This is a genomic window from Bacillus cereus group sp. MG4, assembly GCF_040460055.1.
Lineage (GTDB): Bacteria > Bacillota > Bacilli > Bacillales > Bacillaceae_G > Bacillus_A > Bacillus_A wiedmannii.
The window spans coordinates 4,704,486-4,720,702 of the sequence record NZ_JARVGZ010000001.1 but is presented as its reverse complement, the minus strand read 5'-3'; the positions used below and the strand labels follow the sequence as shown (position 1 = coordinate 4,720,702).

The following is a 16,217-nucleotide window of genomic DNA, read 5'->3' as shown; positions in this document are numbered from 1 at the left end:
ATCCAAACAAAAATGGTTGTTTAGCGTTCTCTTCTATTCTTTATGTAGTATGTTTGATTCATTTTTGCATGATACATATGTCGAACAGAAAAACCCCTTCCATTACGAAGGGGCTATTATCATACGGCTACGCCTACTGATAAACACCATCATCATTTTAACAACTTTCGTATGAATTTTAAAGCACTTTTTGTAGAAGAGTAACGAATTTTCATATCGAATGCCGTAGATTGGGCTAAAATGCTTTTATAATGTGAAAAAGTCCGAAAACTTTCTTCCCCATGATAACTACCTAATCCACTACTTCCAACACCACCAAAAGGTAAATATGGCGTTGCAAGATGATAGACAACATCATTAATACAGCCTCCGCCATATGAAATATTACTTGTCACTTTCTTTTGTACTTCTTTATCTTCAGAAAATACATATAACGCTAACGGCTTCGGATGTTGCTGAATTGTGCCAATTACCTCTTCTATGTTGTCGTATTCTACAATTGGTAAAATCGGACCAAAAATTTCTTCTTCCATAACAGTACTTTGCCATGTAACATTCGTTAACACTGTTGGTTCTATATGTAAAGTTTCTTTTTTATAGTTCCCGCCGATTACCGTTTTACCATCTTTCAAAAATGAACATAAACGTTCAAAATGACGTTCAGTCACAATTCGTACATAATTGTCATTGTTTAGTGGATCTTTTCCATACTGCTCCGCAATTTCGTGTCGTAATGCCTCGATTAACTGTTCTTTCACCGAAGCATGCACATACATATAATCAGGCGCTACACACGTTTGCCCTGCATTTAAAAACTTCCCCCAAACAATTCGTCTTGCTGTTACATCTATTTTTGCATCTTTATGTACAATACATGGGCTTTTTCCCCCAAGTTCTAACGTGAGTGGCGTCAACCGTTTCGCTGCTGCTTCCATCACAACTTTTCCAACACCTACACTACCTGTGAAGAAAATATAATCAAACGGTTCCTTTAACAATTCCGTACTCTTTTCTACACCGCCTTCTACTACCGCTACAAGCTCTTCTTGGAATAATTCCTCTAACATCCTCGTAAGCACTTTGGAAACGTTTGGCGTTAGCTCTGACGGCTTTAAAACAATTGTATTTCCAGCCGCCAACGCTCCTACAAGAGGTGCAATTGCTAATTGAAACGGATAGTTCCACGGTGCAATAATAAGTGTCACACCGTACGGTTCAGGCACTACTTTCCCCTTTGATCCAAAGTGAGTGAGTGCTGTTCGAACCCGCTTCGGTTTACTCCACGATGAAATATGCTTCAATTGAAAGGAAATTTCTTTTAATACATATCCAACTTCCGTTGTAAACGACTCATGAACTGACTTATTTAAATCTAATTTCAATGCCTGAAATATTTCTTCTTCAAAGCGCTGAATGCCTTTATAAAGCTTCTTCAAATTATTCTTTCTCACTTCTACACTTCTCGTATGACCATTATAAAAATATGCCTTTTGTTTATTTACAATAGAAGAAACACTCATTCATTCACCTTCTCCCACTATTTTTATCCAATTCTTTCATTATTTATATAGACTTCATATATAATAAATTTCTATTCGTAAAGTTACATTATATATAATTTCTTCTTGCATATAAAATTCATTGCTCACAAAAAAACTACCGAAAGAAAATCTTTCGGTAGTTTTACTGTATTAACGATATAAACGAACAGCACCTGCAGAATTATCATCAGCTTGTCCTACTACTTCAAACTTCAGGCCAAGATTCGGTAAAATACGTCCTGCATCTGGAATCTGTTTATTAATATACGTTTTCGAATCATCAAACTTCGGTACGCCTGCTAAGCCATTATACGTATACGTTCCGCGCGTTGGAGATACAACTTCCCAAGCTGGCGTTTTATCAAATGAGAAAGCCGCATCAGCGATTTGGAATCGTGTACTACTTGCTACTGTTGGTTTACCATTTAAAGTTCCAACAATTGCTTCTGGATGAGAATCAACTACGCCAAGGAAACCATGTCCTGGATGTAAACCAACCCAGTTATCTGTATAAGCTGAGTCTGCATACCATACAACCATACCTGTGTTGTATTCTGGACCGCGAGCATATTTCAATGCGTTATCCGAACCAGCATAGTTTCTCCACTCTACATAATAGTTATGTTTTTTCTTCTCTGTTCCATTAGATACGGCGAATCCATCTAATTTGAACTGCGGTGTACCTTCTGCATCATCAGAGAATACTACTTTACCATCTACATTTAGTGATGCATTATCAAGTAGGAAACCGTTTAATGCTAAACCACCGTCTGTAATGTACTCAAATGTTAATTTTACTTTCTTACCTTTGAATTGGCTTAAATCGTATGATTTATCAATCCATTTTCCATTTGTTGAATGTGCATTTCCACTATTTGCTTTCTCACCAAGTTTTTCGATTAATGTTTGTTGACCATCTTCTGTTACAGCATGTACTTCAAGAAAATCATACTCTGCTTCAATTTCATACAATGACTTGAAATCAAATTTCGCAGTCGTTGCATTTGTTAAATCGAACAGTGGCGTCTCCATTTTTGTGTGAAGATTGTCACCTTTTGTGCTGTAGTAATACTGCTTACCAAATGCTGGAGCAATTGTTTTTATATCTTTATCTGGCAAGTTAACACGAATCATACCTGGGCGGTTAGATTTCGTAACACTTTGGTCTAAATATGTTGCTAGACCTATACCTTTATTTAATTTCTCGTAATCTACTTCTACGATATTTGCCCAGTTACCACCGATTGTTTTTTGGAAAAACTCTTTATTTTGTGGTGAGAAACTCGTTGGCGTTGTTCCTGCAATGTTACCAGCCCAGCTTCCGCCACTCATAACAGACCAAGCTTGAATTGGTTCACCGTCACCAGTATAGTCTGTATCATACTCATCTGGAAGACCTAAATCATGACCATATTCATGTGCGAATACACCAACTGCGCCATCTTCTGGTTCAATTGTGTAGTCGAATGCTGCGATCTTTCCGCCCCAATATGGAACTTTCGCTTGTGTGCCTTCAATTGGGAATGGTTTTGGTCCAACAGTCCAGCGATGTGACCAAATTGCATCGTCACCTAATTTACCGCCACCTGCTTCTTGTCCAACACCCGCATGGATAATCATTAAGTGATCGATTAAACCGTCCGGTTGTTTTTGATTTCCATCGCCATTTACATCATATTGATCGAATTGGTCAAACTCTGATAAATCAATACCGCTATCTACAGCCGCTTTTAATGCATCTTTTACTAAATCACGTGGTCCTTTTGGCCCTTTATTATCATGACCTGTCGCACCATCTGCACCGTAATCAGCAGCTTTACCAGGAACTGTTAACCATTTTGTAACTGTTCCGTCTACTGTATAACTACCGCCAGATTGCTCTTCGTAATATTGTTTAAACGTTTCGATTTTGCTGCCATCCTCTAATGCGAATGGCTCATTACCGAATAACATTTTTTCATAATGTTCTTTGTTAAAATCGTCAGTATACATATAACCAGGTTCTTTATCAATATTGTTATGTTTAAAGTCAGCGTACTCTACAAGTAAAACGAGTACTTTATCTTTACGAACTTCACCGTTATATTCTTTTCCCTTTGCTGGAGAAGTTGGTACTTTACCATTTAGACCACCCTTAACTGGGCCTGTCGCTGCAGGTGTTCCTGTTGCTGGTTTGTCTAACTTTTCTTTCGTATCAGCTTTCGCATCTTTCACTTTCTTTAAAAAGTCAGATGCTTCTTTCGTAAGTGGGTCCCCATTTGATACTTCTTTCCCAGGATTTTCACCCTTTTTGTTCTCTACGTATTTTTCGACGGCTTTCTTTGTTTCTGTCTCTGAAGCCTTCGAATCAATTACCCCACGGTTTTTTAGCGCATTTGCTAAACGTTCTTCTGGAATTAAATGATCATCGACTGGACTCGTAGCTGTCTTATTCACAGGTGTTTCAGCATATGCAGACTGGCCACCCGCTCCGAATGAAAGACCTAACACAGCTGTCAAAGCGATTGATGACAAAACTTTGAACGGTTTCTTGTTCATCCCTTATTTCCTCCCCTAATAAAAAATATGTATTACAAATTGAATTTTATTAAAAATTCAATATTTTTTCAATATTTAGTTATATTATGTAATTTTTTTAACATATTTGTAAAAATTCCATAGTTAGCATACGAATATATCACAATTCAACAATGTTTTCTGAAAATATTGAAAATATTTGTCAGAAACTTTATAATCGCCATAGAGGGAATTTAATGGGGATTTTATCTTTGTTTTATCTACAAAATATTTGATAATTCACTATATAAAACACAAAATACGATTGCTTATCATCTATTCTGTAGCAGCAATTATGACCGATAATTAGGGAGGAATTACATTTGTACAAAGATAAGACTGACGCACTGGACCAAGAATGGATTGATTTAATACTTGAAGCTCTAGACGCTGGTATCGCCCTGCAAGATATCGAACATTTTTTCCAACGTATGAAGCCATCCAGTCAGGCTCAATAGGCTTGTTCTTTTTAACGAAGTTTATGTTATAATAATGACATCATAAGACGACTACATATTGATAGAAAGGTGCGCAAATATGATTGGAGAACGTATAAAACGCCTTCGCTTACAAAAAGGTATTTCATTAACTGAACTTGCCGAAAAAGCTGGTGTTGCTAAATCTTACATTAGTTCTATAGAACGAAATTTACAAAAAAACCCTTCCATTCAGTTTCTTGAAAAGATCGCAGCAGTTCTACAAATTCCAGTTGACACTCTACTTCATGATGAAACAACAAAGGAGAATCATTTAGACTCCGAATGGACACAACTCGTTAAAGATGCGATGAGCTCCGGCGTCTCCAAAGAACAATTTCGTGAATTTCTTGAATTTACAAAATGGAAGCAAGATCAAAAATAATAAATAGAAAGAAGTGCTTTCAATTCGCACTTCTTTTTTCTTTATAAAAAAAAGCGGGGGATACCCGCTTTTTTATTATTTTTCTTCTCCAGCTTCTTGGTTAGCATTGAATGTCCATTCTAAGTTCAATGAATCACCTTGGAAGATATTTTGTTCTTTCCCATTATCTACAAATTCAAATTGTACCCACAGATAATCCTCTGTGCCTGCTTCTAATCCACCCTTTTCTCCCCACTCAGGAGCAAAGATATCCTTCGCTAAAAGATCTGGATCAGCATTTTGTAAATCAGCTAAAGTTGTTTCATATACAGGCTCACTTTGTTTATCCCAGTTCCAAAGGAATTTTACTTTAACGTGCTTACCAAAGTCTTCACCAGCATTATCACCTTTTGCATCTTTTACAGTATACTTTGTCGCTAGTTTAACGTCTTTAATTGTTAATGAACCGCTATTCTTTAATAAGAACTCTTTCTTAATAGAATCCCCTGGTTTTAAATCTTTAATATCTACAAGCGTTTTAGGGTCTAATGTAAGATCTAACGTCCCAGCTGCAAATGTATTGTTCGATACTTCTTTATCGCTAAAGTAAGCGAATGTTCCTCCACCAATTAAAGATAACCCCAATGCTGCTGATGCAACTCCCATACCTAATTTCTTTTTCAGACTCACAATCAATTCCCCCTAGCTGTTTTTTATATTTTTGTCTCTTATTTTTCAATAAGAGATATAAAGAAAACTATATTAGCTTAGCTAATGTTCGTTCTCTTTTAAAAACCTTAAGTTCATTATAACGAACATTACTCTATAAATACAACAAATATTTATTAGTATTTTCAATTATTTTTATTTCTCAATATTATTTCGTTTTTTCTGAATTCTTATGTTTATATTTTAAGAAATACAATAAGTGCGAGGGCAAATACTCCCTCACACTCATATACATCATTTTTTATACCGATCGTCAGTTTATTCTGATGATTTCTCATTATGATCCGTGGTAGTAGCCTTTTCATGAGTTCCTTGTTCAAGTTTTTTAGCTGTCTCTACTTGTTTCTGCTCTTCTACCTTCTTCTGCTCTTCTACTTTCTTCTGCTCTTCTACCTTCTTCTGCTCTTCTACTTTCTTCTGCTCTTCTACTTTCTTCTGCTCTTCTACTTTCTTCTGCTCTTCTACTTTCTTCTGTTCTTCTATTTCATTCTGTTTCTTTACTGTTTCATCTTTTAATAGTTTTTGTAAAGTCTGAATTTGTTCATCAATAGCTTGCAAACTAACTTCTTTCACGATATAATCTCGCTTCTCTTTTATACTGAGAAAACCTTCATTCACATATACGGCCACTTGTTGAATCGATTCACTTTTATTCACTTTTAATTCTTCTTGTATTTGATTATAAGGAGTTTCTATTGCAGTATATACATTTTGCAGCGCTTCCTCCTCAGAAGCAATTTTCTCACGTCCTTGTTGCCACACTACAATTGCCTGTTCAATTTCTTCTATAGAAGTTACTGCCAACTTCCCCTTCATTTCTCCATACTGATGCTCAATAAACTGTTTATGTTTCTCAGCTTCCTCTTTTAACGTATCAACTGTCTTTGGAAATATAATCGCTGTAGAAAGAGCGGCTTCCACTTTCGTTTCATGAATAAATGCAGCTTCTGTATACGTCATTATTTGAGAGCCTAAATAAAACGTAATGGAGCACATACAAGGCAATATAAGCATCTTTTTTAATTTGTGAGGTGTTTTCAGCATCTTAATCTCTCCCATCGAACAAGATGTTCTCTATACAGAACGTTACTTTTATTATAATAAAGAACGATACAAAATGATAGCTATATACTAGAAAAATAGAAAAAGGGCTATCCATTTGATAGCCCTTTTACATATTATTTTGTTTCACCTTCTGTTTGTTGTGCATCAAACGTCCAAGTTAATTGTAACTTATCACCCTGGAATTCATTTTGATCTTTTTTATTATCAACGAACTCAAATTTCACCTTGAATTTATCAGATTTACCTGCAGAAATACCTTTTTCATCCCAAAACCAAGCAGCTAAATCATTATCTACTGCTGTAAGTGTATCACCCTTCAATTTATCTAATGTAGTTTGTTTCACAATCGTCTCATGCTTATCTACATTTTTTAAGAATGTTACTTTAATATGTTTACCAAAATCATCTTTATTATCTTTCTTCGTATCTTCTACACTATAGTCTGTTTTTAATAGAACTTTTTTAATATCTAATGTACCTTTATTTTCTAATTTAAATTCTTTTTCAACTGTATCACCAGGTTTTAAATTCGATACATTAACAACTGTTGATGGATTTAATGCTAAATCCAGTGTACCAGCCGCAAATGTATTGTTTGACACTTCTTTATCACTGAAAAATGCAAATGTTCCTCCGCCAACTAATGCTGCCCCTAACACTGCTGATGCGATACCCATACCTAATTTTTTCTTTAAAGTCATGTCCATATCCCCTTAATCTATATATTTGTTAACTTCCTAAACGGAAAGTATAACTAAACGAACTAGACGGATTGTTCTACTTTTTTCTCTTTCTTTTCTCCGTCAATGCTGCGAATCGCACCAAAAATAGAAATTGCAGAATAGCCTAATAAAAAGACTCCTGGAATAATAAGAAGCAATGCAGCTCCAGCCTTTGAACTAGCATAATTTAATGCATATCCTGCATAAGGAACTGTAATATCTGCATATTTCCCAATTACATTCTCCGCACGTACTGGTTCTAAATCAGGACCGTTGTTGTTATCACCTTTTGTTTCATACATTACTTTTCCATTTGTATCTTTCACACCGATAATACGGTGAGTGATAATTTTTTCATCTTTCTCTTTAAAGGTAATAACATCACCTTTTTGATATTTCGAACCATCTTTCGTCGGTTCTATCGCAATGATTGATCCTGTTAAAAATGTCGGTTCCATCGATCCTGATAGCACTGATTTAAATTGATATCCCAGCACTGTTGGATCTCCGCCACTCGCTTTTGAGGAAATAACTACAAAAGCTAGAAAAACCATTAATGTAAATAAAACAAACGAGATAACGTTGCTAATCACTTTCCAAATTAATTTCATCGTCTCTCTCCCTCTCCGTTGTTTTATATTATTTGGAGTATATAATACTCAATTAATTCTCTAACAAGAACACAACTAAATAATATAACGAACAACTCGTAAATGCAATAAGAAAATTTACAATTATTAGTTATTTTATATATACAAAAAAGACTGTGACAAAGTCTCTTCACAGTCTTTTTACTAGTAATTTATTTTTCTTCTGATTTCATTCCTGTTGTATTTCGGCGTAGCACTACAAATAAAATGGCTCCAAATAGTACAGCGGCACCTATCCCAATGCTTATTATTTTCACATTTGATTCATTTACTTCAGGCGTAGCCGTATCTTTTTTAGGCATCGCAAAAGTAACATCTTCTTTTGAAAGAACATTTATCGTCGCAATTGTTTGATTATTTTTCGTGATGTCAACTGCACCGACTACCTCACCACGATGAATTCCTTTATGATACAAAGAATCTTTATCTAATGAAGCCGCACGGAAAATCGTCCTCACATTTTTACCTTCATCTTTCTTAAGCATAAGCTCTGCACTTTTTTCAAGCTCGCTATCAATATCTTTATTTAAATACGTTGCCTTTTGATGCCAGCTATGTTTATCTAATACAGTTTGCTTCACAAATTGACCAAAAGAATAATCCGCCATCTGCTTCAAATCTTCATAAATTTCAGGTCTTTGGGAAGCCATTACTACATTTATAATGCGATTACCATCCTTCTCATTTAATAGAACGAGTGTATTACGCGCTTCATTTGTAAAACCCGTCTTCCCGCCAATGCTATATGGATTTTCAAAATAAGTAGACTTATTAAAAATAGAAACCGTCTGGCTAGATGTCGTAACCGTCGTCCTTTTCGTATTCATCGCTTGTAAAATCTCAGGATACTTTTGTACACCTCTCGTAATCATAGCCATATCATACGGCGTCGTATAATGGTTTGGATCATGCAATCCATTTGGCGTTACAAAGTGACTATCTGTAGCCCCTAATTGCTTTGCTTTCTCATTCATCATATGAGCGAACTTCTCAACATTTCCGCCAATACGCTCCGCAATCGCATACGACACATCATTTGCACTCAGCACCATTAAAATCATAAGCGCAGTATTTCTATTAATCGTCTCACCAGGTTGAAATTCAATTTGATAATTACTCTTCTCTTGATCTAATGCTAATTGCGAAAACGTAAATTGATCCTCTGGCTTCGTATGCTCCATAAGTAAAATCGCTGTTAACACTTTCGTCATACTAGCCGGAAATGCACGATGATGTGCGTTTTTGTTATACAAAACATCTCCAGTTTTTGCATCAATCGTAGTTGCAAACTGACTAAAAACATTTGGTCCTTCCGCAGGTGGTGGTGCCACTTGTTCTGGATTCACTCCAACATTCGTCTCCGCACGTAACGTCATAGGTGTCAAAAAAAATAAACAAATAACGGTAATAAAAGCCAAAATTTTCTTAAATTTTACCATATGACTCTCCCTTTTCACTATACTCTCACAGTTTAAAAACTGAATCTACCAATCCATATGTAATTTGTATTAAATTGGAAGAATATTCACTGTTTTTTACTATATCATATTTTTACGATGAAGAACATAAATATACAATAAAAAATAAGAAGGAGTTATTCTTTCTTATCCTTCTCATCAATCAACGAATCTATTAACTTTTGGCTAGCTTCTTCAGGCGTAATCTCATCTGTCATCCCCATAAACGACCAACCTTTAGAATCGACCCACTCAACAAACTCTTGTAAAAACTCATCATGTGTAACATCCACATCAAGAATTGAGCCATTAATCGAAATCGTTCTATTTCTAGATACACGCATCTTGAACGTTTTTCTTACCATTACAATAATTCTCCCTCTACTTCTGAATATTTATAAAATAATCTTGTATCTCTCTGTTATACATGATTTTAAGTAAATTGTAAAAAGGATATATTGGCCAATTTGCATATTAAACCCGAAAATCTATCATCCTGCCAAAATATCAAATGATATGGAATTGATCAGAAATGACTGAATAGATCCACATAAAAATAAAACAACTTCCATTTTATCACACCAAATACAAATGACTTTCGTACAATGAAATGGAATATACTACAAGAAACCTTAAAATGAGGAGGAACTCTATGGCGCGTTGTACGTATTGTAAAACGAAGTGGATAATAAAAGATGTATGGTTGATACTCGTGACATTCGAAAAAGATTGTCCGTATTGTTTTGGGAGGCAATATCTATCAAATGACACCTTTCATCATGCTAATGCCGCTCTACCTTTATTATTCTTATGTCCTTTACTTGTTGATTTAAGCGATGAAAACCCTTTGGATAAATACATTAAATAATATGACCGCTACATTCTACTAAGTCTTCTTCTCATCATTATCCCTTCAGACACTACTCGCATAATTGCATATGATTTCCCTTTTAAAACTTACTATAAAAATATTGTAAATTTTCAGTTAATTATATATAATTGCTTTAGCATAAAGATTAAAAATGCTGTTACATACGCATTTTTGAAGATCCCGTAGCTCAGCAGGGAGAGCGCCACCTTGACAGGGTGGAGGTCGTGAGTTCGAGCCTCTCCGGGATCATACTAAGAAGTCTTATTATATAAGGCTTCTTTTATTATATAACAAATCATAAAAAATAATGAAACACCCTAAATGGGGCAGGATTGGGGCAGAAAAAAAGCTGGCGTGTGTAGAAATGGATAAGTGTAAAAAAACAATAAAAAACTCTGTAGTTTTATAGTACATTTATCTTATTTGTAGTTAATAATTATTAGCCCTTCTTTTCTTCAAAACTTTTCATTGTTCCTTTATCCACCTAAGGGGAATTTTTAAAAATAAATAATCTTGAGCAAATGCTAATTTCTCCACGCAATCCTTGCATTTTCAGATATAATGATATTTATTCTGATAAAAATAAAAGGAGTTAATTGCTTTGAAAGAAAAATTAACCAAGATTCCTCTTCATTTACAGGACTTTCAAAATTTAAAATTGTTATTAGAAGAAATAATACAAGACGAAATAGAAATGATTGAAGGTTTTTCTAAATATACTTTACATATTTCTTCTAAAGAATCTAAAGTTACTATTAACCTTAGAAGTGAGTTTTTCCCCAATCCATACTTGGCAATTGCCGCTATAAGCATTATCCCAAGTAATCAAGGAAAAGGAAGTATTGTTCTTGAATGGTTTAAGACATTTGCGAAAGAAAAAGGCTTCAAACGCTTAGTATTACAGGAAGTTATAACTGAAGAAGGTTACCGCTTTGCATTAAAAAACGGTTTTACAAAAGCGGGTAATCTATACGAAGAAACATTTGGAGATCCAAACAGTATTGACGGGGATTATGAACTATATTTATAAAGAATAAAAAAGTGAACGAATATTTTTCATACTCGTTCACTTTTTCTATGTTAAACAATAATATTGTTTAATCATATACTCTCTTTTGTTGTTTTGATAAGCTGCATTAAAATAACAGTACCCGCGAAGTTCATTACAATACTTGTTCCGAGTGAAACTGCCCATAATGCAGTTGGTAATGACACTGTTAATGATAACATTAAAAATATTATACCTACTGAGGTAAAAGTTAGACCCAAATACATTTTGTTCAATCTAAAAACCTCCCTTCCAATTTTATTTTAACAGTATTCACCTTGTAAGTATAAGGATATTTAAATATAAAGCTTTTAAAATCCAAGGACTTCCTTAGGAACAAATACGATATGTGCCTTTCTCCTAATTAAGTGCATAAGCGTAAATTGTTAAATCTTGTTTATAACCTTCAAAATCATCAATGCGAGTTATACCATATTCTTTACCTCTAAACATAATGCTCATACTTGGATGTAAATCATTTCTCCATCCAATTCTAAAAATAGCCTCTACCTTGTAATTTGTTACGGCTGCACCTAAAAATTCATTAGCTGATGCTAGTCTGTAATAAGCCCAAATATTTTCGCCAACTTTTTACGGACTTTTCATTTCAATTTGTTGTCCTATTTCATCTCTTCCATATTCAACCTTTAAAATCGTTATTTTTTTATCCTTTTTTTGAGTTGTGACCACTATAATTCCCCTTCTTATAAAGCTCTTAAAAATTCATCATGATGCTCAAATAATCCAACATACGCATCTAACATACTTGCCGTTCCATCTATCCGCATCTTAGCAGCTTGATTTTTTACCGGTACAATATTGCCGTTCCGATCAGTTTCAACACCTGTATTAGTTAAACACCACTTGAGAATAGGTGAATTATTTTAATTAATCTTTTTCGCTTGCAAATCAGCTCCCATCTGTTGTAACATATCGTTTTGCTGTTGAATCATTTCTTTCAACTCGTTATATACCCTTTTCCTTAACCCATGTCATGATTGCGTTACAAGCCTGTTTTTATGTCATATCAGGGTGGGACTTAATTTCAATTAACTTTCGAAGTGTTATAACATCGTTATCCATAAATCCACGATGGCCATGCTCATTCTTATGAAAATGGTATCCTTGTTCTTCGAGCATGATACAGTACTTACGCAAAGTGGACTCTTGAATTTTTAGCATAATCGCTACATCTTTGCTGACATATATGGATTGAGAGCTGTCTGTTTTATCTGTCATAACACCATCACCTCATGAAAAATATTCGCTATAGCAATGATATATCCTTTTGAAGAATAATTCACGTATCAATCGTTTTCATTTTTAACTTCTATTATCTTCACATGAGTAATGTATTTCGTTCGTATTACAGTCCCGATTTTAGGAATACATATCGTTTTACTATTTTTTATTAAATCCTGTAATGTGTTTAGGCATGTTCCTATATCCTCGTCGCGTGTAACTCTACCACTTATTTCTTTACCGTCAGATAAATAAAAAGTAACCTGATATGTATATTGTTGTTTTGTCATGATGCTCACTCACTTTCTAAATATAAAAATCTATTATTACATAAAAAAGACGTGGATAACCATGCCTTTTTTATTCTTTAGCCATTCTTTTACCATATTTTATTGATTTATCACTTGTTCATAGCCACTATGTGCTGCGGTTATAAGTTTATGTAATAAAACCTCAAATTCTTCTAACATGTTGTTCACTTCACTCATAGCGTTGCACCTTCTTTATTATTCGCTTCAGCTATCGCTTTATCTATTAATCCTTGCCATATATGTTCTTCAAATTGTTTTTGCTTAATAAGAGTAATCAATTCGTTTAGTAATCCGAAACTTTCATTTACTTCCATCCCTTTATCTAAGCAAACTCCAACAAATTCCATTACAATGTTTTCTTTTATAGCTTTTTCTGAGTATTTATCTTCTTTTTGTGCTACCATACTAAATACATCTTTTCCATAGGGATTATTTTATTTGAAAGAGTAGGAGGCGCAATCTCCTGCTCTTTCTTTGTTTTTTGTGCTAAATTCGCCGACGTCGGCTATTTTTACAATGTTACTTTGTAATTATTTGTTGCTGTTCCATCCCTTTGAACCTCGATAAATCCCTTTTCTTCTAACTTTTTCACAAGTCTTGTAACCGTAGCTCTACTCAAATTCGTGTAAGTCTCTAATTCTGTAATTGAGAATGGAATAAACTTATTGTCCGAGTAGATCGCTATTGTTAGCAAAAACATTTTTTCTAAACGTGCTACTATCTTTCCACTGGCTGATTGCAGCAACTTGTCATATTGGTGTGGCTTCATATCCAATGCCATATAGTGTTTTCTATTAGACTTGTAATGATTCTTATGTAGATATCGCTCATAAATCAGTATTCTTTCCTGTTTTTTCAGAGAGTTAACAGCATCCACTATAAATTGGTAGAATGAATGTAATGATTCGTTGTCTCTAAGCTCATAGAATTCCACCAAACAATCTCTGAAGTTCTCGTGATAGGAAAGTATATGATTCTCGTAAATTAGCTTATTTCGGCTTATACGTTGTTCTGCGCCATCCTGAAAACGTACGATGTAAAAACAATACATGTGGAATATGTTTTTTAATGTATTTTTTTCCATGTTATTCACTCCCTTCAAATACAAAAAGCAACGTGCCATTTTATACGACAAGTTGCTTTTCATAATTAATTATTTAAGGGGTACAGCCGAGATACATGTAATTTTGAGTATTAGTCATACATTTATTTCTAAATACACTTGTAATCACGAATTTCCCTATTTTTTTCAACTTATTATCATACATCCTAATCATACAGTTGGAACAAAGTGTTTTCATTTTCAGTAGCTAGTAGATGGATGATTAGGGTGTACCCATAATAGACAAAACGGTATTTATAAGCCCTATAAATGCAATATGGAAATAAAAGTAAGCCTATGACCTATTTTTACACGTATCTCGGCTGAACCACTTTAAGTTCCAAACGATACACAGTTGGTTCTACCTCTGAATAGATTAGCTTCCCATCAAGAAGGTTGTATAGCTTAAATCCAATTTCGTTTCTAAGAGCATACCTTTCTGGCATCACCTCAACTTCTAATCCCGCAGCATTTTCTTGAATAACGAAAGATGAAAAGTCACCAAAGTAAAATACTGTAGCTGTATCTACTGATCCTTTTACAACATCTGTGCAATCAAGTGGGATTCCTAGCAACATGTAACTTACTCCACCGTCCTTTTTAATGATAGTGACTTTTAGGATTCGATCCGTTTATATTAGAATTTAAGCGTTTAGACATCTGCATACATTCCTCTAATATTCTTTTTTGCTGGTTTTATACTATTTTTACAAAAGTATGTGTGATTTTACTAATTATTTATTTAAATATCAATCGATTATTATTTATATCAATTTAAATAGAATGATATTTTTCACAGTAAATATCATTCACATGAATAAAGATGCGAATGCTCCCTGCTGAATAACTGAATTAAAAATTGCATCTTCCACTGTTCCCATCTCCTCAAAATAAAAAGAGAAGCGAAAACGCCTCCCTTTTTTTGAAAAACTTGTATCAAATTATTACACCCAAATTTAAGCTACTCGTTTCATTTGTTTTTGTCTTGTCCCTTTACGACTTGATTTTATTTTTTCTTGAAGCACTGTTAAGATTAGCGCGATTACAAATAAGAAAATAAATCTTGTTACAAAATTACCTGATACTAATGGCAAACTATCCCCAAATATTTTAATTAAATATATAGGAATTATGTGCCAAAAATATAGCCATAAAGAAGTCTTAGATATAAAGTATACAAACCTATTATCAAATATTTTATTTACAAATTTAAAATCAAGAATGAGATAGAGAAAAATACTAGCAAATAAACCATATGAAAAATAGTACATAGTAGGTGGATATTTAAACGCTTGAGTTGAATCGAAATGATGCCATGCCATTAGACTAGCAAATACAACCAAGAAAAATAAACAAGCGCACACTAATTCTTTTTTTGTTAGTTTTTTTAATCTAATTCCAATCGCTGCAATTAATCCGTATCCTATACCTTGTATAAAATACTCTTCAAAAATCTTTTGACCAAATCCTGAAAAATTATGATTAATAAGTAAAAACAAAGTGTAAATTCCATATCCTATTGCTAATGACAATAAATACATTTTGTTATCTTTAACTTTTTCACTAAAACTCAAAAGAAATGGACTAATCATTGCAACAATGAAAAATACTTTCATGATCCATACGTAGCCAATCCCCGAGAACATTGTGTATGATCCTATGATATCATCTAAACTAAAGTAATAATCAACGTTCATGATTAAAGATATTATCAAAAATAGAACAAAAAATATCGTTAGAAACTCCCAGGTCGGTATAACTAATCTGTTAAATCTCTTTTTTAAATAACTTGTATATTTAATTTCTTTACCTGTATTACTTAAATAAAAAGAGGTACCCATTAGTAAAACCATTAAAGTTACGTCAAAGTTCCTTAATTGGAATATTGCGCCTGGTGGTGCACTATGGGCCAAAATAATACACGTTATAGCTATAAACCTTAAAATATCAATTTTTTTATCCCTTCTTGAATCTACTATTCCCATAAGTCCTCCCTAGAAACTATTAATTTATAAAAATTACATATTAATTATAAACATATATTGTCATACAGTAAATGCGTACATGGAAATATGATAATTTC

Annotated in this window: 20 protein-coding genes and 1 tRNA gene; 5 read left to right on the top strand and 16 right to left on the bottom strand. The window is 33.7% G+C overall.

Going from position 1 to position 16,217, the window contains the following annotated elements; translation table 11 throughout:
* Window positions 1-152: 152 nt before the first annotated feature.
* Complete coding sequence (locus tag QCI41_RS24810) at window positions 153-1,520, bottom strand: aldehyde dehydrogenase (RefSeq protein ID WP_353836409.1); 1,368 nt, start codon at window positions 1,518-1,520, stop codon at window positions 153-155.
* A 171-nt stretch (window positions 1,521-1,691) separates the two neighbouring features.
* Window positions 1,692-4,079 carry a M6 family metalloprotease immune inhibitor InhA1 gene (gene inhA1 / locus QCI41_RS24805; protein ID WP_353836410.1) on the bottom strand — a complete coding sequence of 796 codons (2,388 nt, stop codon included), beginning with the start codon at window positions 4,077-4,079 and terminating at the stop codon, window positions 1,692-1,694.
* Window positions 4,080-4,420: 341 nt separating this feature from the next.
* Between inhA1 and QCI41_RS24800 the strand changes: the two genes are divergently transcribed.
* Both QCI41_RS24800 and QCI41_RS24795 read left to right on the top strand, forming a co-directional pair.
* The gene (locus QCI41_RS24800) at window positions 4,421-4,555 is read left to right on the top strand and encodes an anti-repressor SinI family protein (protein ID WP_000276217.1); all 135 of its coding nucleotides are present in this window, start codon (window positions 4,421-4,423) and stop codon (window positions 4,553-4,555) included.
* 79 nt (window positions 4,556-4,634) lie between these two features.
* Window positions 4,635-4,958, top strand: coding sequence for a helix-turn-helix domain-containing protein (locus QCI41_RS24795; RefSeq protein ID WP_000578882.1), 324 nt, complete (start codon window positions 4,635-4,637; stop codon window positions 4,956-4,958).
* 75 nt (window positions 4,959-5,033) lie between these two features.
* On the opposite strand, the gene calY is transcribed toward QCI41_RS24795, so the two are convergent.
* From calY to QCI41_RS24765, 6 genes are all read right to left on the bottom strand, one after another.
* Complete coding sequence (calY, locus tag QCI41_RS24790) at window positions 5,034-5,627, bottom strand: biofilm matrix protein CalY (RefSeq protein WP_000053728.1); 594 nt, start codon at window positions 5,625-5,627, stop codon at window positions 5,034-5,036.
* 297 nt (window positions 5,628-5,924) lie between these two features.
* A complete protein-coding gene (locus QCI41_RS24785; RefSeq protein WP_353836411.1) occupies window positions 5,925-6,710 on the bottom strand; it encodes a DUF4047 domain-containing protein in 786 nt (261 codons plus the stop codon).
* A 134-nt stretch (window positions 6,711-6,844) separates the two neighbouring features.
* A complete protein-coding gene (locus QCI41_RS24780) occupies window positions 6,845-7,432 on the bottom strand; it encodes a CalY family protein (RefSeq protein ID WP_048545061.1) in 588 nt (195 codons plus the stop codon).
* Window positions 7,433-7,494: 62 nt separating this feature from the next.
* Entirely contained in the window at window positions 7,495-8,064 is a 570-nt protein-coding gene (gene sipW / locus QCI41_RS24775; RefSeq protein WP_353836412.1) for a signal peptidase I SipW, read from the bottom strand.
* 191 nt (window positions 8,065-8,255) lie between these two features.
* On the bottom strand, window positions 8,256-9,542 hold the full coding sequence (locus QCI41_RS24770) for a D-alanyl-D-alanine carboxypeptidase family protein (RefSeq protein WP_097916423.1): 1,287 nt from the start codon (window positions 9,540-9,542) through the stop codon (window positions 8,256-8,258).
* A 155-nt stretch (window positions 9,543-9,697) separates the two neighbouring features.
* On the bottom strand, window positions 9,698-9,925 hold the full coding sequence (locus QCI41_RS24765; RefSeq protein WP_000251864.1) for a hypothetical protein: 228 nt from the start codon (window positions 9,923-9,925) through the stop codon (window positions 9,698-9,700).
* Window positions 9,926-10,212: 287 nt separating this feature from the next.
* Here QCI41_RS24765 and QCI41_RS24760 point away from each other — a divergent pair, with 287 nt between their 5' ends.
* The 3 genes from QCI41_RS24760 to QCI41_RS24750 all read left to right on the top strand — a co-directional run bounded on the left by QCI41_RS24760 (window position 10,213) and on the right by QCI41_RS24750 (window position 11,461).
* On the top strand, window positions 10,213-10,428 hold the full coding sequence (locus QCI41_RS24760; RefSeq protein WP_353836413.1) for a hypothetical protein: 216 nt from the start codon (window positions 10,213-10,215) through the stop codon (window positions 10,426-10,428).
* A 179-nt stretch (window positions 10,429-10,607) separates the two neighbouring features.
* Window positions 10,608-10,680: transfer RNA gene (locus QCI41_RS24755), tRNA-Val, on the top strand.
* Between the two features lie 352 nt (window positions 10,681-11,032).
* The gene (locus QCI41_RS24750) at window positions 11,033-11,461 is read left to right on the top strand and encodes a GNAT family N-acetyltransferase (RefSeq protein WP_256486727.1); all 429 of its coding nucleotides are present in this window, start codon (window positions 11,033-11,035) and stop codon (window positions 11,459-11,461) included.
* Between the two features lie 71 nt (window positions 11,462-11,532).
* Here the strand turns inward: QCI41_RS24750 and QCI41_RS24745 are convergent, their stop codons facing one another.
* The 8 genes from QCI41_RS24745 to QCI41_RS24710 form a co-directional block, all read right to left on the bottom strand.
* A complete protein-coding gene (locus QCI41_RS24745) occupies window positions 11,533-11,715 on the bottom strand; it encodes a hypothetical protein (protein WP_353838892.1) in 183 nt (60 codons plus the stop codon).
* A 124-nt stretch (window positions 11,716-11,839) separates the two neighbouring features.
* Complete coding sequence (locus QCI41_RS24740) at window positions 11,840-12,055, bottom strand: phage head closure protein (RefSeq protein WP_328027010.1); 216 nt, start codon at window positions 12,053-12,055, stop codon at window positions 11,840-11,842.
* Window positions 12,056-12,496: 441 nt separating this feature from the next.
* A complete protein-coding gene (locus tag QCI41_RS24735) occupies window positions 12,497-12,718 on the bottom strand; it encodes a MerR family transcriptional regulator (RefSeq protein ID WP_002165813.1) in 222 nt (73 codons plus the stop codon).
* Window positions 12,719-12,786: 68 nt separating this feature from the next.
* On the bottom strand, window positions 12,787-13,011 hold the full coding sequence (locus QCI41_RS24730; RefSeq protein WP_002165814.1) for a hypothetical protein: 225 nt from the start codon (window positions 13,009-13,011) through the stop codon (window positions 12,787-12,789).
* A gap of 194 nt (window positions 13,012-13,205) precedes the next feature.
* On the bottom strand, window positions 13,206-13,436 hold the full coding sequence (locus tag QCI41_RS24725) for a hypothetical protein (RefSeq protein ID WP_353836414.1): 231 nt from the start codon (window positions 13,434-13,436) through the stop codon (window positions 13,206-13,208).
* Between the two features lie 107 nt (window positions 13,437-13,543).
* Entirely contained in the window at window positions 13,544-14,116 is a 573-nt protein-coding gene (locus QCI41_RS24720; protein ID WP_353836415.1) for a MarR family transcriptional regulator, read from the bottom strand.
* Between the two features lie 326 nt (window positions 14,117-14,442).
* A complete protein-coding gene (locus QCI41_RS24715) occupies window positions 14,443-14,739 on the bottom strand; it encodes a phage major capsid protein (protein WP_353839249.1) in 297 nt (98 codons plus the stop codon).
* A 351-nt stretch (window positions 14,740-15,090) separates the two neighbouring features.
* Window positions 15,091-16,119 (bottom strand): acyltransferase family protein, encoded by a 1,029-nt coding sequence (locus tag QCI41_RS24710; RefSeq protein WP_353836416.1) that lies wholly within the window; start codon window positions 16,117-16,119, stop codon window positions 15,091-15,093.
* Between the last annotated feature and the right edge of the window lie 98 nt (window positions 16,120-16,217).